19 protein-coding genes are annotated in these 21,617 nt (G+C 72.9%); 3 read left to right on the top strand and 16 right to left on the bottom strand.

All coding sequences use genetic code 11. The annotated features are described in order from the left end of the window. Nucleotides 1–190: 190 nt before the first annotated feature. The 12 genes from ACPYO4_RS04200 to ACPYO4_RS04145 all read right to left on the bottom strand — a co-directional run bounded on the left by ACPYO4_RS04200 (nt 191) and on the right by ACPYO4_RS04145 (nt 13,296). Nucleotides 191–1,285: an XdhC family protein gene (locus tag ACPYO4_RS04200; protein WP_425707964.1), complete on the bottom strand. Its 1,095-nt coding sequence runs from the start codon at nt 1,283–1,285 to the stop codon at nt 191–193. Then, nucleotides 1,282–2,490, bottom strand: a complete 1,209-nt coding sequence (locus tag ACPYO4_RS04195; protein ID WP_425707963.1) for a vWA domain-containing protein — start codon at nt 2,488–2,490, stop codon at nt 1,282–1,284. The genes ACPYO4_RS04200 and ACPYO4_RS04195 overlap by 4 nt, the downstream gene beginning before the upstream one ends. Next, on the bottom strand, nt 2,487–3,389 hold the full coding sequence (locus ACPYO4_RS04190; protein ID WP_425707962.1) for an AAA family ATPase: 903 nt from the start codon (nt 3,387–3,389) through the stop codon (nt 2,487–2,489). The genes ACPYO4_RS04195 and ACPYO4_RS04190 overlap by 4 nt, the downstream gene beginning before the upstream one ends. Beyond that, nucleotides 3,386–5,851 carry a xanthine dehydrogenase family protein molybdopterin-binding subunit gene (locus ACPYO4_RS04185; protein WP_425707961.1) on the bottom strand — a complete coding sequence of 822 codons (2,466 nt, stop codon included), beginning with the start codon at nt 5,849–5,851 and terminating at the stop codon, nt 3,386–3,388. The genes ACPYO4_RS04190 and ACPYO4_RS04185 overlap by 4 nt, the downstream gene beginning before the upstream one ends. Then, nucleotides 5,848–6,423: a (2Fe-2S)-binding protein gene (locus ACPYO4_RS04180; protein ID WP_425707960.1), complete on the bottom strand. Its 576-nt coding sequence runs from the start codon at nt 6,421–6,423 to the stop codon at nt 5,848–5,850. Before ACPYO4_RS04180 ends, ACPYO4_RS04185 begins: the two co-directional genes overlap by 4 nt. Beyond that, nucleotides 6,420–7,295, bottom strand: a complete 876-nt coding sequence (locus ACPYO4_RS04175; RefSeq protein ID WP_425707959.1) for an FAD binding domain-containing protein — start codon at nt 7,293–7,295, stop codon at nt 6,420–6,422. The genes ACPYO4_RS04180 and ACPYO4_RS04175 overlap by 4 nt, the downstream gene beginning before the upstream one ends. A 316-nt stretch (nt 7,296–7,611) precedes the next feature. Continuing rightward, on the bottom strand, nt 7,612–8,052 hold the full coding sequence (locus ACPYO4_RS04170; protein ID WP_425707958.1) for a hypothetical protein: 441 nt from the start codon (nt 8,050–8,052) through the stop codon (nt 7,612–7,614). 86 nt (nt 8,053–8,138) lie between these two features. Next, complete coding sequence (locus ACPYO4_RS04165) at nt 8,139–9,371, bottom strand: FAD-dependent monooxygenase (RefSeq protein WP_425707957.1); 1,233 nt, start codon at nt 9,369–9,371, stop codon at nt 8,139–8,141. A gap of 257 nt (nt 9,372–9,628) precedes the next feature. Next, on the bottom strand, nt 9,629–10,066 hold the full coding sequence (locus tag ACPYO4_RS04160; RefSeq protein ID WP_425707956.1) for a universal stress protein: 438 nt from the start codon (nt 10,064–10,066) through the stop codon (nt 9,629–9,631). A gap of 70 nt (nt 10,067–10,136) precedes the next feature. Beyond that, nucleotides 10,137–11,546, bottom strand: coding sequence for a TRAP transporter large permease (locus ACPYO4_RS04155; protein WP_425707955.1), 1,410 nt, complete (start codon nt 11,544–11,546; stop codon nt 10,137–10,139). Then, on the bottom strand, nt 11,546–12,133 hold the full coding sequence (locus tag ACPYO4_RS04150) for a TRAP transporter small permease (RefSeq protein ID WP_425707954.1): 588 nt from the start codon (nt 12,131–12,133) through the stop codon (nt 11,546–11,548). Before ACPYO4_RS04150 ends, ACPYO4_RS04155 begins: the two co-directional genes overlap by 1 nt. A 71-nt stretch (nt 12,134–12,204) precedes the next feature. Continuing rightward, nucleotides 12,205–13,296, bottom strand: a complete 1,092-nt coding sequence (locus tag ACPYO4_RS04145) for a C4-dicarboxylate TRAP transporter substrate-binding protein (protein ID WP_425707953.1) — start codon at nt 13,294–13,296, stop codon at nt 12,205–12,207. Between the two features lie 204 nt (nt 13,297–13,500). On the opposite strand from ACPYO4_RS04145, the gene ACPYO4_RS04140 reads away from it, so the two are divergent. Continuing rightward, the gene (locus ACPYO4_RS04140; RefSeq protein WP_425707952.1) at nt 13,501–15,366 is read left to right on the top strand and encodes a helix-turn-helix domain-containing protein; all 1,866 of its coding nucleotides are present in this window, start codon (nt 13,501–13,503) and stop codon (nt 15,364–15,366) included. On the opposite strand, the gene ACPYO4_RS04135 is transcribed toward ACPYO4_RS04140, so the two are convergent. Both ACPYO4_RS04135 and ACPYO4_RS04130 read right to left on the bottom strand, forming a co-directional pair. After that, the gene (locus ACPYO4_RS04135) at nt 15,329–16,546 is read right to left on the bottom strand and encodes an MFS transporter (RefSeq protein WP_425707951.1); all 1,218 of its coding nucleotides are present in this window, start codon (nt 16,544–16,546) and stop codon (nt 15,329–15,331) included. The two genes, ACPYO4_RS04140 and ACPYO4_RS04135, sit on opposite strands and share 38 nt — an antisense overlap. Before the next feature lie 214 nt (nt 16,547–16,760). Next, nucleotides 16,761–17,303, bottom strand: coding sequence for a nucleotidyltransferase family protein (locus tag ACPYO4_RS04130; RefSeq protein WP_425707950.1), 543 nt, complete (start codon nt 17,301–17,303; stop codon nt 16,761–16,763). Nucleotides 17,304–17,504: 201 nt separating this feature from the next. Between ACPYO4_RS04130 and ACPYO4_RS04125 the strand changes: the two genes are divergently transcribed. Further along, nucleotides 17,505–17,738 carry a hypothetical protein gene (locus ACPYO4_RS04125; RefSeq protein WP_425707949.1) on the top strand — a complete coding sequence of 78 codons (234 nt, stop codon included), beginning with the start codon at nt 17,505–17,507 and terminating at the stop codon, nt 17,736–17,738. 24 nt (nt 17,739–17,762) lie between these two features. Here the strand turns inward: ACPYO4_RS04125 and ACPYO4_RS04120 are convergent, their stop codons facing one another. Together ACPYO4_RS04120 and modA are read right to left on the bottom strand one after the other, a co-directional pair. Further along, on the bottom strand, nt 17,763–19,883 hold the full coding sequence (locus ACPYO4_RS04120; protein ID WP_425707948.1) for an ATP-binding cassette domain-containing protein: 2,121 nt from the start codon (nt 19,881–19,883) through the stop codon (nt 17,763–17,765). Continuing rightward, complete coding sequence (gene modA / locus ACPYO4_RS04115) at nt 19,880–20,665, bottom strand: molybdate ABC transporter substrate-binding protein (RefSeq protein ID WP_425707947.1); 786 nt, start codon at nt 20,663–20,665, stop codon at nt 19,880–19,882. The genes ACPYO4_RS04120 and modA overlap by 4 nt, the downstream gene beginning before the upstream one ends. Nucleotides 20,666–20,861: 196 nt before the next feature. Between modA and ACPYO4_RS04110 the strand changes: the two genes are divergently transcribed. Then, nucleotides 20,862–21,362: a MogA/MoaB family molybdenum cofactor biosynthesis protein gene (locus ACPYO4_RS04110; RefSeq protein ID WP_425707946.1), complete on the top strand. Its 501-nt coding sequence runs from the start codon at nt 20,862–20,864 to the stop codon at nt 21,360–21,362. Nucleotides 21,363–21,617: the final 255 nt, after the last annotated feature.

The raw sequence follows: 21,617 nt of genomic DNA, 5'->3' as shown, positions 1-21,617 counted from the left end.
CGTCGTGCAAACGTGATCGGCGCCCCGACTCACGTAGTCCGACTCGGACCATCCTTGTCGGACCATTGAGAAGGTGTCAAGTCCGCTGAGATCCAGGCCGTCATCGCGGCTGGTCAGCTACGGGAGACGAGAGGGTCGCCATCGAGCGCGTTCGGAAGACTCACGCTGCCCTCCGCCGGAGGGCTCTGGGTCAGGCGTGGATCGGCGAGGTGGTGTCGCTCAGCCGCCGGCCGCTCCCGCCCCAGTGCGCGGCGACGATCTCGGCGGCGATCGCGACCGCGGTCTCCTCCGGGGTGCGGCCGCCCAGGTCCAGCCCGATCGGGGAGGAGAGCCGGGCCAGGTTCGCCTCCGAGACCCCCTCCTCGCGCAGCCGGGCCATCCGGTCGTCGTGCGTGCGCCGACTGCCCATCGCCCCGATGTAGCCGGCCCTGGTCCCCAGGGCCTCGACCAGCAGCGGCACGTCGAACTTCGGGTCGTGCGTGAGCACGCAGATCACGGTCCGCTCGTCGACCTCGCGACCGGCGAGATAGTCGTGCGGCCACTGCACGACGATCTCGTCCGCGTCCGGGAACCTCCGGGCGGTGGCGAACACCGGCCGCGCGTCGCACACCGTGACGTGGTAGCCGAGGAACTTGCCCACCCGCACGACGGCCGCGGCGAAGTCGATCGCGCCGAACACGATCATCTCCGGCGACGGCGCGAACGACTCGACGAACACCGTGACGTCCTCCATGCGGTGCTCCCCGTGGGCCCCGAGGTGGAGCACCCCGTTGCGCCCGTGCGCCAGCAGGCCCTCGGCGAGCTCCGCCACGCTGTATGCCAGGTCGGGATCGCGCACCGTGCCGGAGGCACCGTCCGGCCCGAGGACGATCCGGCCGCCGAGCTCGCCCTCGCCGTCGACGACGGTCGCGACCGCCGTCGCACGGCGGTCGGCCTCGGCCGCGGCCACGGCGGGCAGCTCGGGGAACGACTCCGCCGTGACGAGCTCGACGAACACCTCGATGGTGCCGCCGCACGTCAGCCCGACGCCGAACGCCTCGTCGTCGGAGACCCCGTAGGTCTCGCGCACCGGCACGCCGGTCGCGATCACGCGCTCGGCCAGGTCGTACACCGCCCCCTCGACGCACCCGCCGGACACGCTCCCGACGACCTCGCCCGACTCCGCGACCGCCATCGACGCACCGGGCCCGCGCGGGGAGGAGCTCCACGTCCGCACCACCGTCGCCAGTGCGAACCGGGTCCCTGCCCGGTGCCACGCCAGCACGTCGTCGAGAATGTCCCTCATCGCAGCCTCCCTGAACGTCCGCGCCCGGCCAGCACCGGTGCCAGCGCCTCGAGGCCGGCGATGCTGTGACCGGCGCGGAAGTCGTCGATGTGTGGCAGCGCAGCAGCCATTCCGCGCGCCAGCGGTTCGTAGCGGGGATCCGCCTTGAGCGGGTTGAGCCAGACCAGCTCGTGGGCCAGGCGCTGCAGCCTGGCGATGCTCGCGGCCATGACCGCGGGCTCGTCGTGGTCCAGCCCGTCCGAGCATACGACGACGACGGCGCCGCGCAGCGCGTCCTGCCCCCGTCCGCCCCGCAGGAGGGTGGAGATGGAGGACGCGAGCCGGGTGCCACCGTCCCAGTCCGTCACCGCGGCGCCGACCCGTTCGAGGGCACGATCTGGTGAGGGCGTGCGCATGTCGGCCGTCACGCGGTGGGGACGCACGCCGATCGTGAACACCTCGATCCGTTCGCCGGCACGCATGAGCATGTGCGCGAACCGCAGGATCGTCCGGCCGTAGGCCGACATGGAGCCGGAGACGTCGACGAGGAAGGTGATCGGCCGCTGACGCGTGCGCCGCCGGAGCCGCCGGAGCCTCAGCGGCTCGCCGTCGGTGGCGAGGAGGCTCCGCATGGTCCCCCGCATGTCGAGGTGCCGACCGGAACGGGCGGGGCGCCGCCGCCTGCTCAGCCTGTGGCGCAGGCGCAGCCGCAGGTCCCGGATCATCCGGGCCGCCTCGCGCCGCTCCTCGTCGGTCATCGCGGTGAACGACTTGACCCGGAGCCGCTCCTCTGCGCTGGCCACAACCCGGGCAGGCTCGGGCTGTTCGCGGTACTCCTCCTCGACACTCCCGTCGGACGGCGGCTGCCCCTGACCGTCCGGAGCCTCGACGAGGAGGCTCGTCGGGGGGCGTGCCACGACGGGGAGATCCTCACCCGGCACGGCACCGGCGAAGAACTCGGCGAACGCCCGCGCGTAGGCGTCGTAGTGGCGAGGGTCCTGGACGAGGATGGCGCGACCGGCCCAGAAGAGCTCGCCCGCCCGCACGCCACCGAGCGCATGGAGCGCCTGGACGAGGGTGAGGACCTGCGACGTGCCGATGCGCACGCCGTGTCCGCGCAGGACCTCGGCGAACTCCGCGCACAGCGTCTCGACCTCCCGCCCGGAGGTCGTCGTGCCGGCCGGCGGGTCCGGGCGCCGGAGGGTGTCCGTCGCCGTCCTCGTCACGCCGGCCCCGAGTCCCGGTCGGGGACGATCGTCTCCACGGCGTCGAGCACGGCCCGCTGGTCGTCGACGTCCTTCGTCATGGTCGAGAGCGTGGCGCGCGCGACGTCCGCGTCGAGCGTCGTCACGCCCAGCATGTGCAGGGCACCTGCCCAGTCGAGCGCCTCCCCGACGCCGGGCCGGTGGGAGAGCTCGAGGCCGCGCACCCGTGCCACCGCCTCGCACACCTCCCTGGCCAGCTGCTCGGGCACCTCGGGAGCCCGAAGGGCGAGGATCTCACGTTCACGCTCCGGCCCGGGGTGCTCGACCCAGCTGTAGAGGCACCGGCGACGGACCGCGTTGTGCAGCTCGCGGGTCCGGTTCGACGTGAGGACGACCAGCGGCGGCTCGGCCGCGCTCACCCGGCCGATCTCGGGGATCGTCACGGCGAAGTCGGACAGGAGCTCGAGCAGGAACGCCTCGAACTCGTCGTCGGCCCGGTCGAGCTCGTCGATGAGCAGCACGGCACCCGAGCCTGCCCGCAGCGCCCGGAGCAGGGGACGCTCAAGCAGGAACTCCTCGGTGAACACATCGGCGTGACCGGCGCCCTCGCGCACGGCCAGCAGCTGCGCCGGGTAGTGCCAGTCGTAGAGCGCCTGGCTCGCGTCGATGCCCTCGTATGCCTGGAGCCGGACGAGCTCGCGACCGAGCACGTCGGCGAGCGCCCGAGCGATCTCCGTCTTGCCGACGCCGTTCTCCCCCTCCAGGAGCAGCGGACGGCCCAGCCGCAGCGCGAGGAACGCCGCCATCGCGAGGTCGTCGCCGGCGACGTAGCCGACACCGCGCAGGGCGTCCCGCAGCTCGCCCGCGTCGGCCGGTCGGGCCTGGGCGGGCGAGCCGTGGTGCTCGGGCACGGTCGTCATGTGCTCAGTCCTGACCGGCGCGCCCTGGCGACGCTCTCGACGATGGCGGACGGCTTGACCGGCAGCTCGCGCACGCGCATGCCGAACTCCTTCAGCGCGTCGTCGATCGCCGCCGACAGCACGCCCGGGGTCGCCATGCGGCCGCCCTCGCCGCCGCCCTTGATACCGAACTCCGTGTACGGCGACGGGGTCTCGACGTGCCCGAGCTTGACGTACGGGACCTCGTGCGCTGTCGGCACGAGGTAGTCACGGAACGAGATGGCCTCGAACGTCCCGTCCTCCCCGTACGGGAGCTCCTCGAGCAGCGCGGTGCCGATGCCCTGGGCCGTGCCGCCGACCACGTGGCCGCCGAGCGTCACGGGATTCACGACGGTGCCGGCGTCGTGGACGGCGGTGTAGTCGAGGATCTTCAGCAGACCGGTGTCCGGGTCGACCTCGACGACGGCGATGTGGCAGTTGTGCCCCATGATCGGGTAGAAGACGCCGAGGTCCGCGCGGTCGGCGGACGGCATCGTGGTCATCGGGTGGTCGTACGTGAACTGCTCCTCCAGCCCGCTCGTCACGCCCGGCGGGAGGTTGAGGGCGAAGAAGTAGGCCGTCCCGGCGACGTCGGCGAGCCCGAGGCTGACGTCGGGGGCGCCCTTGACCTGGACGCGCTCGTCGACGATCTCCAGGTCCTCGGCCGGCACCTCGAGGGTGTGCGCCGCGATGTCGATGACCTTCTTCTGCAGCTTGCGCGCCGCGCCGCGGATCGCGCCGGTCACCATCACCGTGAAGCGGCTGCCGCCCGGCCCGGTGCCCGGCAGTGCGTGCGCCGAGTCCTGGTACCGGATGTTGACGGTCGACGGGTCGGTGCCGAACTCCTCGGCGACGACCATCGCGGCCACGGTCTCCGGGCTGTTGCCCCACATCGCCTGCGAGTGCAGGACGACGTGGAACTGGCCGGTCGGGTCGATGGTGATCGTCGCGCTCTCCGGGCTCGAGGTCGGGGCGAAGCCCGGCTCGTCGAACCAGTACCAGAACTCGGTCGAGCTGAAGACGCTGCGCTCCTGCGTCGAGACGAGGCCGATGCCGACGTAGCGGCCCTCCTCCTCGCGTAGCCGGACCTGCTCGGCGCGCCAGTGCTCGAGGTCGACGAGCCCCAGAGTCTCGTCGAGGACCGCCTCGTAGTCGCCGGAGTCGTAGAGGTTGCCGCCCGGGATCTTGTGGGGGAACTGCTCGGGCCGTATGAAGTTCTTCCTGCGGATGTCCTCCGGCCGCATGCCGGTCTCCTTCGCGGCCAGGTCGACGAGTCGTTCGAGCACCCAGTTCTGCACCTCGGAGCCGAAGCCCCGGTAGGCGCCCTGCTGGCACTTGTTCGTCACCGCGGCACGGAGGTGGTACTTCAGCTTCCCGATGTTGTACGGCCCCACCGACTGCGAGAGTGCGTTGCCGTGGGTGCCGACGCCGAACTGGAGGTAGGCGCCGTAGTCGTCGAGAACATCGACGTCGAGCGCCGTGAACGTCCCGTCCGCGGTGAGCGCGAGCCGGGCCTCGTAGTACCGGTCGGACGCGTGGTGGTCGGAGTTCATCGTGTGGTCGAGCCGGTCCTCGATGTAGGCGACCGGCTGGTCGACCTGCAGCGCGAGGAACCCGGCGAGGGTGGGGACCTTGTGGGCGGTGAACTTGGTACCGAAGCTGCCGCCGGCCGGGACGGGCTGCAGGGTGACCTGGTTGCTCGGCAGCTTGAGGGCGGTGGAGATGAGGAAGGCGAAGTAGGTGAAGTTGATCGAGTTGCAGAAGATCTCGAGCACGCCGTTGAGCCCGGGGCGGGCGACGGCGCCGGTCGTCTCCATGGGCGTGCCTGAGGACCGTCCCCAGTGGAGCGTGTCGGAGACGATGATGTCTGCCTCGGCGAACGCCTCCTCGGCGCCGCCGAAGTCGAAGGTCCGCTCGTAGGCGAGGTTGGAGCCGTGCTCCTCGTGCAGCACGGGAGCGTCGGGCTCGAGCGCTGCGAAGGGGTCGACGACGTGCGGCAGCGGCTCGATCTCGACCTTCAGTGCGTCGATGCCGTCCTCGGCGATGTAGCGGCTGTCCGCGATGACCGCGACGACGGCCTCACCGAAGTAGCGCACCTTGTCCACCGCGAGCGGGTACTGCGGGATCGTCGCCGGCCCGAAGTTCATGCAGGGGTTCATCTTCGCCTTGCAGTCCTCGCCGGTGACGACGGCGACGACGCCGGGGATCTTCAGCGCCTCGGAGGCGTCGACGGAGACGATCCGGCCGTGCGCGACCGGGCTGCGGTAGACGGCGGCGTGCTTGAGCCCGGGGATCTTGAGGTCGGCGATGTAGCCGCCGCGACCGACGAGCAACCGGGGGTCCTCGACCCGCTTCATGCTCCGGCCGATGTACCGGTGCTTGCTTCCTTCCGGGGCCGGCACGGACTCCGTGCCGCTGCGGTGCTCGGTGCTGGCGCTGGTCATGACTCGTGGCCTCCTGCCTCGTCCGCGGCTCCGTTGCCGCCGGCCGCTGCCGTGGCCCGACGCGGGCACCCGCCCGCGTCAAGCTTGCGTGCCGCGCACTGGACGGCGTTGATGATGTTCTGGTAACCGGTGCACCGGCAGAGGATCCCGGAGATGCCGTCCCGCACCTCGTCGTCGGTCCGGTCCCGTCTCTCGTCGAGCATCTCCTTGGTCCGCAGGACCATCGCGGGGGTGCAGAAGCCGCACTGGAGCCCGTGCTCCTCGTGGAACGCCTCCTGGATCGGGTGCAGGTTCTTCTGGTCGGCGGACAGGGACTCCACCGTCTCGATCGAGTGGCCGTCGACCTGGACCGCCAGCATGAGGCACGAGCGCACGGACTGCCCGTCCATGAGGACGTTGCACGCCCCGCAGACGCCCTGCTCGCAGCCGAGGTGGACGCTGACGAGATCGAGCTCCTGGCGGAGCCAGTCGGCGAGCGTCATGCGCGTCTCGACCTCGCGCACGACCTCGCGGCCGTTGACGGTCACGGTGATCTCACGCCGCCGGGTGCGGTCCGTCGTCGGTGTCGTCATGCCGTCTCTCCTCTCGCCCCGCGGTGGAGCGCAGCGGTGATCGCGCGGGCGGTGATGGTCGCCGCGACGTGCTTGCGGTAGTCGTGCGTGGCGTGGATGTCGTCGCCGTTGGTCACCTGGTCGCGGACGGTGCGCGCGGCCTCGGTGACGAGCTCAGCGGTCGGTTCGCTCCCGACCAGCAGCTGCTCCGCCGCGGAGGCGCGCAGGGGTCGGTCGGCGATGTTGCCGACGCCGATCGCGGCGGCCGCCACCGTGCCGTCGTCGGCGAGCTCGAGCTGGCAGGCGGCGGCCGCCATCGGCCGGTCGCCGACGCGTCGGGAGACCTCCACGTATCCGTGGGACCCTCCGGGCACCGGCCACCGGGTCGCGACGAGGACCTCGTCGGGCTCGAGCGCGTTGATCTTCTGCCCCACGAAGAACTCCTCGGCCGGCAGCGTGCGGACCCCGGACGGGCCGGCAACCACCATCTGCGCGCCGAGGGTGACGGCGACAGTGGGGAGCTCGGTCGCGGGGTCGGCGAACGCGATGCTGCCGCCGACGGTCCCGCGGTGGCGGATCTCGGCGTGACCGATGTAGGAGATCGCCTCGGTGAGGATCGGGACGGCCGTGCGGACCCCGCCGTCGGTCTCGGCGGTCCGTTGGCGGACACCCGCGCCGATCTCGACGTGGTCGCCGGCGACGACGACCTGCTGCATCTCGGTGACGCGATTGATGTCCACGAGTACCTCGGGCCGGTGCACGCGTGCGTAGATGAAGGGCATGAGGCTGAGGCCGCCCGCGAGCACGGTGGCGTCCGACCCGTGGGCGGACTTCAGCGTCACCGCCTCGTCGATGGTCTCGGGGTCGTGGTAGGCGAAGGCCGACGGCTTCATCGCGCTCCCTTCGTTCTGGTGGTCTGTGCGTCGGCGTCGACGACGCCTGACGGGTGGGAACGTGCTGCTGCGGGGGGCTCCATCGCTCTCCTTCGGGCAAAGGCCTGCTGCCGGGGTCGGGACGACGTCCCGCGACCGGCGTGGACGCCAGTCTCGCGCACACCGCCGAGGTCATCCATGTGGCAACGCACCGACCGCCAGTGGTCGACTGTGCCCCGTCACAGCGGATGCGCCTCCTTACCGGTCGCGGCCTGGCGAGCCCTCCACCCAGGGGGGAAGACCGGACGGCGACGGTGCACCGTGGACCGGCCGCCGGTCAGCCGGCGTCGACGGGAAGCGGGTCGTTGTCGCTGTCCAGGTGCTCCACGGTGGTGAAGATCAGCTCCTGGTCGCCGATGTTCTCGATGTCGTGCAGCAGGTACTCGCCGGGGCCGAAGTGGAAGTGCCGCGTCTCGCCCGCCCCGTAGGACACGTCGCGCGTGGTGCCGTCGAAGGTGTGCTGTCTGCTCGTCCCCGCCGTCACGGCGGTCCAGAAGTAGTCCAGCACGTGCCGGTGGGCGTGCCACCGCTCCCCCGGCGCCAGCCGGATCTCCCACACGCGCACCCGGTCGGTCTCGCTGAGCAGCCGGGATCCGACGTGACCGTCGAACGCAAGGTCCTCGAACTCCTTGCGCACATCGTCCGGCCAGCCCTCGAAGTTCTCTCCCACCAGTTCTCCGGCCAGCGGGAAATCCGCAAGAAACTTCGGCGTCGTCATCGTTCTCACCACAACCTTCCTCGTCCTGTCGGGTCCGGCCCTCGGGCCCGGTACTTGTTCCGTCCGCGCCGGACGGCGCCTGCTGATCAGGGCGTCGCCGTGGCCCGGGCCGCCTCGCGGGTGAGCACCCCGGCGCCGTAGAGGCCGAACTCCAGGTCCTTGTCTCCGGGCACCCACGTGTTCGTGAACTGCGAGCGCTCCCCCATCGCGGAGACCCTGTCGACGAGGGCGTGCCCCAGCGCGAGCTGCTCGGGCTCCCACGCCGCCAGCGCGGCGGGGATGTCCCCGTCCCCGGACCCCAGCGTCTCGGCCAGCGCCCACGCGTCCGCCGCCGCCTTCGCGCTCCCTGCGGCCGCGTGCGGTCGGGACGCGAAGGACGCATCGCCGACCAGGGCCACCCGCCCGACGGCCGCGCGCTCGCTGCGGATGTCGTACAGGGCCTGGATGTACGGCTCCTCGGTCAGGCGCACGAGCTCGGCCGCGGCCGGGGCGAGCAGGTCGCCCGCGGCCTCCTTCATCTCGGCCACGTAGCGGTCCTGCACCTGGCCCGGGTGCACCGACACCGGGCGGGGGATCCCCTGCTTGTCAAGCATCATCTCGTCAAGCTCGGGACCCTCGGTGACGTTGCGGTACCAGACGTAGTTCATCAGCCGGTCGCCCTGTCCGAGAGCGTCCTGCGACGCCGGGATCGGGTACATGCAGATCTGGGTGTGGGGCGCCACCGAGTAGGCGAGCGCGTCCCCCAGCAGCGCGTGCGACCCCGGGGACAGCAGGCTCTCCGGGACCGTGCCGCGCCAGCCGACGTAGCCGGAGTAGGTCGCTCCCGCACCGGGGTTGAGCCGCTGCCGGCCGATCGACGAAATGCCGTCGGCGAACACGACGAGCTCCGCGCGCTCGACCCGACCGCTGACGAACCGGACCTCGACGCCGTCCTCGTCCTGGCTGAAGCCCGCCGCATACTCGCCGAGCACGTACCTGTGCGGGTCGAAGTCCTCGTAGAGCGCGCGGTAGATCGTCGACCACGAGGAGTATCGCCACTCGATTCTCTCCTCGTGGAGGATCGCGTCACCCTTGCCCAGGTAGCGCAGGTAGCTCGTCGCCGAGCTCACGTCCTCGGGCGTTCGCTCGCTGCGCTCGGCGAACCATCGCACCGTGTCGGGCTGCAGCACGATGCCGCCCCCGCGGTCGGTCAGCAGGCTGGGGGTCCGCTCGAACACGGTGACGTCGAACCCCAGGTCGCGCAGCAGCAGCGCCTGCGTGAGTCCGCCGATCGATCCTCCGATCACGAGGGCCCGCGCGCCGTCGAACGTTGTCACCATCGACTTCTCCTTCGTAGTGGTTCGCGGCCGGTCGACGCCGGTCTCCCCGCGTCGCGCCCGGCCCTCAGTATCGAGGGGCCTCGATGCCGCCTCCATGGCGGGAGCGACAGAAGATGCGCAGTTTGCTGTGTCACGGCCCAGTCCTCGCCGCCGGCCGTCGAACCGGCAAGGAACCAGCCGGCGACAGGCGCCCGGCAGGCCACCACGGTGCGGTGACTCGCGTCGGCTGGTGCGCCACCGGCGAGAGGCAGCCGACTTCAGTGCTGCTGCGCGTGCACCGCCATGACAGGGCAGCGCGCACCGAGTAGTACTCGCTGTGCGTCGGAGCCGAAGACGAGCTTGCCGACCGGCGAGCGTCGTCGCATCCCGATGACGACGAGCTCGGCAGACCGCTCGTCGGCGACGCGGAGGATCTCGCTGCTCGGGTCCTCGCTCGACACGATCGGCACCAGCTCGTGCTCGACCCGCGAGTCGACGAGCAGCCGGCCCACCTCGTCGAGCACTCCCGCGACCGCGCGGCGCGCCTCGTCGAGCTCGTCGCGGAACGCAGCCGCGGCACTCGCCCCCTGGGGTTCTCCGGCCCGCCCCACCGACACCACCACGAGCAGTGCGTCGCGCAGGCGTGCCTCGGCGGCGGCCGTGTCGACGGCTGCGCGCCCCGCATCGGTCGGTGAGTATCCGACGACGATCGTCATGTTGTTCCTCCTGGTGCTGATGGGTGTCGTGACGGCGGAACGACGGCGGAGCCCGGACGCGGACCGGGGCTCATCCGAGCAGCGACGGCAACCACGTCACCAACGGTGGGAACGCGGCGAGCAGGCCGAGCGTGAGCAGCATCGCGAGGACGAACGGCATCGCGCCGGCGAAGATCTCGCCGACCGTGGCGCGGTCGCCGAGGACGGCGCTCATGGCGAACGGGGACATCCCGAACGGCGGGGTGAGGAGCCCGACCTCCACCGCGACGATGACGATGATCGCGAACCAGATCGGGTCGAGTCCGAGCGAGGTCACGACCGGGGCCATGAGCGGGACCATGATGAGCAGGATCGAGCTCGAGTCGAGCACCGCCCCCAGCACGATGAGGACGACGACGAACAGCAGGACGACCATCCCCGCCGAGAGCGCCGAGTCGGTGATCCGGTTCGTCATCTCGGTGACCAGCCCGCTGCGGGCAAGGGTCCGGGAGAACAGCTGGGCACCGATCAGCAGCAGCATGATGGAGCCGATGCTGACCGCGGACTCGCGGAACGCGCTGACGATGGCCCGCGTCCGCATGCCGTAGCCGACCGCGACGACGAACGCCCCGGACGCACCGACGGCCGCCGCCTCGGTGGGCGTGAACCATCCGAGCCAGATCCCGCCGAGGACCAGGGCGATGAGTGCGCCGATCGGGAGCGCGCGCACCATCGTCCGCGCGGCCGAGACGTCCTCGACCGTCGTCCTCGCGGTCGGCAGCGCCGGCGAGGAGCACCCGGTGCCGGTCGGCTCCGTGGCGGCGGACGAGGAGGAGGTGGGCGACGCGGTCGCGATCCGCCCGGGCCGGGCCGGGCGGCCGACCCGCTCGGGGCGTGCGACACCGATGGCGGTGATCGTCAGCACGTACACGAGCGCGAGAAGGACTCCGGGCACGATGCCGGCGATGAAGAGGGTGCCGATCGAGACGTTGGCGAGGACCCCGTAGAGAATCATCAGCAGGCTGGGCGGGATGAGCATCCCCAGGACCGAGCTTCCGGCGACGGTCCCCAGGGCCAGCTTCTTGTCGTACCCGCGCGCGACCATCTCGGGCACGGCGATGCGTGCGAAGATCGCGGCTGAGGCGACGCTGACGCCGGTGACGGCGCCGAAGATCCCGTTGGCGAAGACGGTCGCGGAGGCGAGCCCGCCGATGAGCCGTCGCGCCACCAGCCTGGCGACGTCGAACAGGTAGCGCGCCGCGGGGCTGTGGCTCATGAAGGCGCCCATGAGGATGAACAGCGGGATGACGGCGAACACGTAGTCGCGTACCCCGCCGAGCACCGTGTTGGACACGAGCACCGCCGTCTGCTCGACGCTCCCGGTGAGCAGGAGCATCCCGAGCAGGCTCGCGACGAACAGCGAGAAGGCGATCGGAACGCCGAGGACCACCAGGGCGAAGAGCGCCACGACGGCGACGCCTCCGACGGCAAGATCCGCCATCACGCCTCCCTCCTGCCGGTCCGGCCGGAGCCGTTCCGGGAAGAGTGCCCCCCGGCCGGTGCCACGGTGTCGGCACCGTGACCGGGGCCGGCATCGCTCGCGGGGGCAGCACCGTCGTGGTCGGCGGACGACCGGGGCCCTCGGTGCGCGGCAAGCAGGCACTCCACCGCCATGCAGACGGCGAACAGGACGACGATCGTGCGTAGCGGGCCGGTCGGAATCCGAATAGACCCCTCGCCCGAGTACTCGCCGGAGGCCCAGGACTCGAGCATCGGCCCCCAGGTCGACCACGCGACGACGGCGAACACGATGGCGCCGAGCAGGCAGGCGACGATCCAGGCGACGCGCTGTGCTCGCACCGGGAGGCGGTCGACGAGGATCCCGGTCCGGATGTGGCCGCCGCTCCGCATCACGTAGGGCACGCACAGCAGTGTCACTGCGGCCACCCCGTTCGAGGCGACCTCGGCGCTCCCGATCACGACGACACCGTCGACGAACCGACCCACCACGCTCGCGAGGACCCAGCCGATCATCACGACGAGGAGCACCCCCGCCAGCACCGCCATGGCACCGGACACGGTCCGCATCACACGGTCGGCTCCGTCGACGAACCTGGCGGCACCGCCAGGACGTGGGCCGCCGGTCGCATCGCGCGTGGTCACTGCTGCTCCCCCGGTTCGTAGGGCACGGGGTACTCGTGCCCGAGCTCCTCCTGCGCCGCGATGTAGGCGGAGATGAGCTCGGAGCCGGGCCGCCCGGACTCGTCCATCTCGTCGGCGCGCCGCTGCGGGAGGTCGGCGAGCGCCTCGGTCCAGTGCTCGCGGAGCTCGTCGCTGGGCTCCGTCACCGTCATTCCCTCCGCCGCCATCGTCTCCTCCGAGTGCGCCACGGCCTCGTTGACCGCCTGAGCGGAGACCTGCTCGAACTCGAGGGCGACCTCGAGCACGATGTCCTGGACCTCCGGCGGGAGCGTCTCCCAGGTGTCCTGGTTGACGGTGAGCGCCCCCAGCGGCACCGCGCCGAAGTCCATCGCGGTGAAGTGGCTGAGCACCTCGTAGAGCCGGAGGTTGTCGAATCCCTCGACGAAGTTGACGACGCCGTCGTACACACCCGTCTGGAACGCCGAGTACCACTCGGTCGAGGGCGCCTGGACCGGGACGACGTCCATCGGCCCGAGCCATTCGAGGTTCGATCCGACGCCGGCGACCTGCCGGTCGGTGAGGTCCTCGACCCCTTCGACCGGGAAGTTGGTGCCGAGCCCGTAGTTGCCGACCGCGAGGAACGCGATCGCCGTCTGGTTGCGATCGGCGTAGACCTGCTGGAACTCCTCGTTCCCCTCGTAGACCTGCCGGAACGCGGCGATCGCGATCTCTGCGTCGGGCGAGGAGAAGGGCACGTAGTAGCCGAGGTTGTGCAGGGGGAGCTCAGACGGGTTGTAGGGGAAGACCGAGGCCCCCATGTCGAGCTGGCCGGACTCCATCGCGTCGAGCTCCTCGCCGACCTCGACGTAGGTGCCGAAGAACTCGTCGAACTCGATCTCGTGGATCGTCTCCTCGGAGACCCTGCGTACGACCTCGGGCACGAAGACGTCGGACACCGATCCGACCGAGGTCAGCGCGGTCCGGGGGACCCCGGCTCCGATCGTCAGGGTGAACGTCTCTCCGCCCTCGGCGGTCGTGGGCGCGCCGGTCGAGCAGGCCGCCAGCGCCGCTGCACCCGCCACGACGGTGGCGGCCGTGGTACGCCGCATGGTCGAGCGTCGCCTGCGCGTCATCACGCGAGCCATCGAGAACCCTTCGGGTACGGGGACAGAACTGCCCGAGTGTCACCGGCTCACACTCACCCGCTCAATGGGCCGCTGCACCGCTCGATGAGCTCCCACTGTGGCGACATCCAGTACGGTCGGCCACGAGGGCATGGCAGCGTCGACGCTCCGCCCCGAAAGGACCGCGCCATGTCGCCCACCCATCCCCCCTCGCACGAGCCGATCGACGTCGGCCGTGACGCCTCGTCACCGGAACCGGTCGGCCTACGCGACCTCCTGCACGGCGTCGCCGAGATCTCGTCGGCCGTGAACGAGCCGGTCTCGGTGCCGACCCTCCTCAACCTCGTGGCGGAGACCGCGTGCCGGCTCATGGGATTCGACTTCTGCGGCGTGTTCCTGCCCGACCGCACCAAGGGCGTCCTCGTGGTCGAAGGCTCCTACGGGTTCTCGCCCCGGTACATCACCGAGGTCAACGCCCTCCACCCGATCACGATCGAAGAAGGTACGACGCAGGCCCCGTCCACGCGCGCGTTCCTCACGCAGGAGCCGGTCCAGGTGCTCGACACCGCGACGGACCCGGCGTTCGCACAGTGGGGCGAGGGGGCCCGGGAGCAGGGGTTCCGCTCCATGATCGCCGTGCCGCTCATCGTGTCCGGCACGACCGTCGGGACCCTCAACGGGTACACGAGCAGGCGCCAGACGTTCGACGAGCACGTTGTCGAGCTCGCCGGCACGCTCGCGAACCAGGCGGCGATCGCCATCGCCAGCGCCCGGTTGCGTACCGCCCAGGCCCGCACGATTCAGAACCTCGAGCAGCTGAACTCCTCGCTCGAGGAGCAGCACACGCTCGCCCAGCAGGCCGAGGCGATCCACCAGCGGCTCGCACAGGTCGCCCTCGAGCAAGGCGGCGTCGAGGGCGTCACGCTGGCGCTGAGCGAGCTGCTCCATCGGTCCGTCGTCGTCGAGGAACCTGGCGGCCGGGAGATCGCGCGCGTCGTGGTGGACGGGCAGTCGCTCACCGCGCCACCGGCCGACGACGGTCCGGGCGACGGCCGCGCGGAGGAGACATCGACCGGTGGAGAGCTGGTCGACGTCGACGGTCCGGACGGCCCCCTGACGATCCTGCAGGTCCGGCTCGGCGGGGACGTTGCCGCCCACGTGTGGCTCGAGGGCCGCAGCGCGGACCTGTCCCGGCTCGAGCGGCGCGCGGTGGACTACGCCGGGACCGTCCTCGCGCTCGAGCTCCTTCGGCGGCGGACCGCGCAGGAGGTCGAGTGGCGCACGTCGAGCGACCTCGTCCACGAGCTCGTGCGCGGTGGGCCGACGACGCCGGCCGACCTGACCTCCCGGGCGCAGCGCCTCGACCACGACCTCGACCACCCGCACGTCGTCCTCGTCGCGCGGCCGGACACGGCGAGCACCGCCGGGGAGAGCGCACTGCTCGGCGCCGCTCGCTCCGCAGCGTCGTCGGTTCGTCCACGCCCGCTCGTGGCCGCGATCGGTCCCTACGTCGTCATGCTGTGGCCCGACGACGAGGAGTCGGCGATCGATGCTGTCGCGGACGAGCTCAGGCGCACCTACCGCCGGATCCGTGGACGCTCCGGGACGGCGTCCGTGACGGTCTCCTCGACCTGCCGCTCGATGCACGAGTACGCGGGCGCCTTCCGTCTCGGGCGTGGCATGGCCGAGCTCGCACGGGTCAGGCGCCGTCGGGACGGCACCATCCGCCTCGACGACCTCGGTCCGATGTCCCTCCTGCTCCAGATCGAGGACCCCGCCGAGCTCGTCCGCTACGCCGAGCGCCTGCTCGGCCCGCTGCGCGCGCACGACGAGCGGCGCGGCTCAAGCCTGGTCGACACGTTGTCCGTGTACTTCGCGCACGACCAGAACACGGCGGCGACGGCGCGCGAGCTGCACGTGCACCCCAACACCGTGGGCCTGCGCGTGCGGCGCATCGAGGAGATCCTCGGCCTGTCCCTGTCCGGGACGGACGCCGTCGTCCACGTGGGGATGGCGCTCATGGCCGACCAGGTCGCGCTGACCCTGGACGCGTAGGCCCGTCGTTCAGCGTGCGCGGGAGCGCGAGGAGCGGCACCGCCCACGCGACCGCGACCACCACCAGCGCACCGGCGGTCGCGCCGCGCTCGATCGCCCACGCGAGCAGCGGTGTGCCGATGACGACGAGGAAGTTCGCTGCGGCGTTGAGCACGCCGACCGCGGCCCCCGGCCGGTCGTCGCGCAGCCGCTGGGCGCCGGCGAGGGCCGAGGCGAACGGCAGGCCGCTCGCCACGCCGATCGTCAGGGTCGCGACCACGGCCACGGCCGGCGTCGAGGGGACGGCGAGCAGCAGCGTGCCGACGGCGCAGGCGACCAGCGACACCGCGACGAGGCTGCGGCTGCGGTGGCCGATCAGCGAGGTGAGGTAGCCGCCCAGGGGCCGGCTGACCAGGGTCGTCGCCAGCACGAGCGAGGCCACGGTGGACGCGGTGCGCGGCTCCATCCCCCAACGCTCCGTGAGGATCGTCCCGGTCCAGTTGCCGAGGACGACTCCGATCCCGAAGGTCGAGGCGTGCACGGCGGCGAGCCGGAGGAGCTCGGGGTCGCGCAGCAGGTGAGGTCGCGCCCCCGAGGCGGTGGCTGCCGGCGGTCCTTCCTGTGGCGCGTCGTCGACCAGGAGGAGCACGAGCAGCCCGGCCAGGACGGCCACGGCTATGCAGGTGATCCAGGCCGAGCGCCAGCCGAGCAGGTCCTCGAGGGCGGGGATCACCGCGACCGCGATGCCGCCGGTGCCGATCGCCATGCCGCCGAAGACGCCCAGCCCGGTCGGGCCGGTGCGCGAGCGACGCGCCAGCTCGGCGCCCGCGACGAAGCCGACGGCGCAGCCCGCGCCGGCGAGCAGCCGCGCCGGGAACGCGATGAGCAGCGAGGGGGTCACGACGGCGGCCGCGTAGGCCAGCACCGTCAGGCCCAGTCCTGCGAACGCGGTCCGGCGCACGCCCCACCGGTCGACGAGGACGCCGGTGGGGATCTGGAGCGCCGCATAGGCGACAGCGAACACGGTCGTCAGCAGGCCGATCGTGACGAGGGTGGTGCCGTGCGAGCGGGCGAGCGTCCCGGCCGCAGCGCCCGCGGCGGTGAGCCCCCAGCCGGCGGCGGAGGCCAGGAGTCCGGCAGGGATCAGGAGGAGCGGGTGCGGCCGGTCCGATGCGCCTGCTCGCGTGCCGCTCCCCGTCACGCAGACCTCGTCTCCCTCGTGTCCTCGTCCGCGACCGGCACGCACCGCCGGTCCGGACGTTCGGGCAGCCATTCTCACCCTCGACGCCGACCCCGTCCATGTCGGCCCGGCCAGCGGACCGCGCCGCCGGTGTGCCGGGCCACCGCCCCTCGCCCGCGCCGTCGCCACCGGGAGCGACCCACACCGGACGCGGGCCGGACACCCCTGTCACGGGTCAGCCCGGGACGTCGACGTCCTCCCCGCCGGCGAGGTCGCCGCACTCGACGAGCCGCACGCGCTGCCCGCGCAGGTAGGGCGCCGCCCCGTCGTCGTCGGTGAGCGCGGCGAGCAGCGGGGCGAGGTGGGCGGCCGGGACGACCACGGGGTGCCTCGGGCGTCCGTCGAACGCGGCGCGGGCGAGGTCGTCGCCCGCGGCTGAGAGGATGCGTGCGACGACGTCGTGCCCGATGTCGGGGTAGTCGACGAGGTGGATGGCCACGCGCCCGGCGCCCGCGGGGACCGCGCCGAGCCCGGCCCGCAGCGAGACTCCCATCCCCCGGTCCCACCCGGCGCAGTGGACCTCCTCCGCGCCGCGCGGTATCTCGGGCCGGGCGGCGCCGGTGACGACGAGCACGCGATCGCAGCCGCCCCGACCCAGTGCGTCGACGGCGTGCTCGAGCCAGCCCGGGACGAGGATCTTCGGGTGCCCGTAGCGCCTGCCCGCGCCCGCGGCGAGCAGCAGCCCGTACGTCCCACCGGCGGGGGCCTCCGTCTCCATCCGGCCAGCGTCCCCCAGCCGGGGCTCGGCGCCAAGCGGGGCGGCAAGCGGGGTGCTCGCCGCCGATCCACAGCCCGCCGAGGTGGAGAAGTGTCCACGTGTCGCCGTGTGTCATCGACCGCCCGCGTGATGCACTACGGTCACCCGTCTACCCGGGACCACCCGTTCCGGATACCGCACGACCTCGGAAGGAGACCCGCGATGTCCCACGACGCCACGACCGTCGGCTCCACGAGACCTGAGCGGGTGGCCGAGGCGTCCCCCCTTACCGGCGTACCGTCGGCCCTCTCACCGGACACCGCCTGGATGCTCCCGCCGGCCGAGCTCGTCACCGACGTCGAGTCGGCGTTCACGGGGGCTCCCCGGACGACCCCTCCGCCGTACGGCGGGCTGCGCTACACGGCCTCCTGGTGGGCGGCGCGCGCCGGCCACTGAGCACTCGCGGACGGGCCGGCCGCGCTACCGGGCGGGCAGCGCCGCCCCCACAGGCTCCGGGTCGCTCGTGGCGAACCGTTCGATGCGCACCCACACGACCTCCGACCCGAGGCCCTCCCAGCCCGGCGGGACGTCGACGTCGAGGGTCTGACCGTCGCCGAGCTCGACGTCGAGGCGGACCGCTCCGACCGAGGCCGTCACGGCGACCGGCCTGGCCGGGAGCGACCCGGGCAGCTCGTCGAGCGAGGCGCGGGCGTCCGCCGCGCGGACGTGGACGAGGCACGCGCCGGGCGTACCGTCACCCGCCCGGGTGGCCGCGCCGCCACCCCGCCCGGGCCGGCCGGCCGGCGCGGGGCCGCCGGGCGTGCCGTCCGTTCCGACGAGCTCGGTCCCCGCGACGGCGACGCTCCCCGAGGGGGTCCGTTCGCCGTCGAGCGTGGTCACCCCGGTGAGCCGGCGCCCGAAGTCCGACCGGGGGGCGGCGAGGAAGGTCTGTACGGGCACCGACTCGGCGAGGCCGCCGTCGGTGAGGACGACGACGTCGTCGGCGAGGCTCGCGACGTCGAGCAGGTTGTGCGTGACGAGCATGCCCGTGCGGCCGACCAGCACCTCGCGCACGACGTCGCGCACCTCGGCGGCCGCGCGGACGTCGAGGGCGGCGAACGGCTCGTCGAGCAGGAGCACGTCCGGGTCGACGGTGAGCGCGCGGGCGAGCGCCACGCGGGCGCGCTGGCCGCCGCTGAGGGTGCCGACGCGTCGGCCCGCGAGGTGCTCGGAGCCGACCCGGCGCAGCGCCGCGTGCGCCTGCTCGCGGGCCGAGGCGGTGCGCGCGCCGCGGATCCGGGGGCCGAGGGCGACCGCGTCTACCACCCGCTGGCCCGGCAGGAGTCCCGGGTTCTGGCTGAGCAGGGCCGTGCGGGGGGCGCGGTCGTCGGAGGCGGCATCGGGAGCGGGCGCGCTGCCGACGGCCGGCGCACCCTGGGTGCCGCCGGTTCCCGCCCCCGCGTCGGCGCGGTACGCGCTCACGTCGGTCTCGGCGTCCGGGAGCAGGCCCGCGAGCGAGGCGACGAGGGTGGACTTGCCCGCACCGTTCGGCCCGACGACCGCGGTGAGGCGGCCGGGCCGCAGCGTCACGCGGACGTCGACACCCCGCGCAGGGTGCACGACCCGTGCCCGCAGAGCGACGGCCGCCCCCCGGTCGGTGCGTCCGGCGTCGTCGGGCGTGGTTCCGGCTCCGGACCGGAGCGGGGACCGGTCACCCGGGCCCTCTGCGGACCCCTCCTCCGGAGGTGCGCCCCGGTCCCGGCCGCTGCCGGCGGTGAGCCGGCCCGCGAGCCACAGGCCGGCGCCGATGAGGACCACGGCGGTGAGGATGAGGACGAGCGCCAGCGCGTAGGCGCCCTCGGGGTCGGAGACGCGCGAGAGGTAGATCGCCGTCGGCATCGTCTGGGTGACACCGGGCAGGGAGCCGGCGAACGTCAGGGTCGCCCCGAACTCGCCCAGGGCGCGCGCCCCGGCCAGAGCGGCACCGGTGACGACGGCGGGTGCCACCGCCGGGAGGACCACGCGCGCGAGGACCGTCCAGCGCCGCGCACCGAGGGCGCGCGCGGCGTCGGCGGGGGCGGGGTCGAGCACGCGCAACGCCGACTCGACGGTGACGACGACGTACGGCAGCGCGACGAACACCTGGGCGAGGACGACGGCGGGGGTGGTGAACCCGACGTCGAGTCCGAGCTCGCCGAGGACACGCCCGAGGGGTGAGTTGCGCCCGAGGGTGGCCACGAGCGCGAGGCCGGCGACCACCGGGGGCAGTGTGAGGGGCAGGAGCACGAGGAGCCGCGCGACCGGCGCCAGGCGCGCCTGACCCGACAGCCACAGGCCGAGCGGCACGCCGAGCAGCGTCGTGACGACGGCAGCCGCGGCAGACGTGCGCAGCGAGAGCCACAGGGCGTCGAGCAGGTCGGGCCGGGACAGGGTCTCCGGCAGCCCGGCCCAGTCGACGCGCGAGACGAGCCCGACCAGGGGGAGGACGAGGTAGGCCAGGGCGAGGATCCCGACGGCGACCACCGCCGGGTGCCGCCCCGACGCACCCACCGCGGCGGACGGCGGGGTGGCGGCTGTACGCCCGGTCCGCTCACGTGTCACGGGCGTCCGAAGCCCTCCTCGTCGAGGGTGGCGCGCACGTCCTCGGACAGGAAGTGCTCGAGGAGGCTCCCGGCGTCGTCGCCGGCGTCGGCGGTGAGCGCCACCGCCGAGGTGACGATGACCTCCTGGGACTGGTCGAGCTCCACGAACTCCAGGTCGCCGACGTCGGTCTGGTAGACGATGCCGACGTCGGCCTCACCGGTCTCGACCTTGCCGACCGTGTCGGTGACGTTGGGTTCGAGGGAGACGGGGTCGTACTCGACGCCGCTCAGCTCGGCGAGCTCCTCCGTCGCCGTGCCGCAGGGCACCTCGGGCGCGCAGACGACGAGCCGGCCGGACGCCCACGCGTCGGCGCCGCTCTCGATGCCGCCGGGGTTGTCCGGCGCGATCGCGGCGACGAGCGTGTTCGTCGCGAGGTCAGTCGGGTCGGCCGCGACGCCCTCCTCGACCGCGCGGTCCATCGTCTCGAGGTTCGCGGTGACCAGCATGTCCCCCGGCGCACCCTCGACCAGCTGGTCGACGAGCGCGTTCGAACCGCCCCCGACGACGGAGACCTCGACCCCGGAGGTCTCTGTCCAGTCCTCGGCCGCCGCGGTGAGCACATCCGCGAGCGAGGCGGCCACGTAGATCGTCAGGTCGCCGCCGTCACCGCCGCCTGCGCCGTCGCCGACGTCGTCCGACCCGGACCCGTTCTCGTCGTCGCTCGTGCCGCAGGCGGCGAGCCCCAGTGCGAGCACTCCCGCGCTCGCGGCGAGCGCCACCCGTCCCGGGCCTCGTCTCATGTCACCCGTCCGTTCGATCGCCGTCGTGATGCCGATGATTCGGCATGAATGGAACCCTAGCACCGCATCTGCGGCGCTGTTCGCGTGTTGTCAGCGTGGATGCGGAACGTCTCATGTTCGCAGGGTCGCGTCGGCGTCGGCGTCGGCGTCGGCGTCGGGCGAACGTCCCACGGGCCCGTCTCCTACCGTGGTGAGCATGAACACGACTCCGGACGTCCCCGCTGCCGTCATCACCGTGTCCGACCGCTGCCACGCCGGCACGCAGGAGGACCGCTCGGGCCCGCTGGCCCGCGACCTGCTCGCCGCCGAGGGCATGGTCGCGGACGAGGCCGTCGTCGTGCCCGACGAGATCGACGCCATCCAGGGGGCCGTGCGCGCGGCCCTCGAGGCCGGCGCCCGCCTCGTGCTCACCACCGGCGGGACCGGGGTCGGGCCGCGGGACGTCACGCCGGAGGCCGTCGCTCCGCTGCTGGCGCTCGACCTGCCGGGCGTGGCCGAGCAGGTCCGCGCCCGCGGCCTGGCCTCGACGCCGCACTCCGTCATCGCGCGCGGGGTCGTCGGCCTCACGGACCGGGGCGAGCGCGGCGCGCTGGTGGTCACGGCGCCCGGATCGACGGGCGGGGTGCGGGACACGGTCGCCGTCGTCGCGCCGCTCGTGCGCCACGTGCTCGGGCAGGCCGCCGGCGCCGCGCACTGAACGGAACCCCCGGGCCCGCCGGGCAGAGCTCCACGGTCCCTGCGATCCACGGACCCCCGGTCCACCCCACCCACTGCCGCTCCTGTGCGCCGTGACACAACGGCAACCTCGGGCCACCGCACGGATCGGCGACGCGGGCGGTCCGCCGCCTACGATCGGACGGACGACGCGGCTGCGCCCGGCAGCGGGGCGCAGCGAACGCGTCGGCCGGTACGCGGGCTCACGGCCGGCGCCATCACCAGGACACCGGACGGG

It is taken from the genome of Georgenia sp. Z1491, assembly GCF_049856175.1.
Taxonomy (GTDB): Bacteria; Actinomycetota; Actinomycetes; order Actinomycetales; family Actinomycetaceae; genus JB111.
Note: the sequence above shows the minus strand (reverse complement) of the source record. Positions and strands in the feature narration are given on the sequence as shown.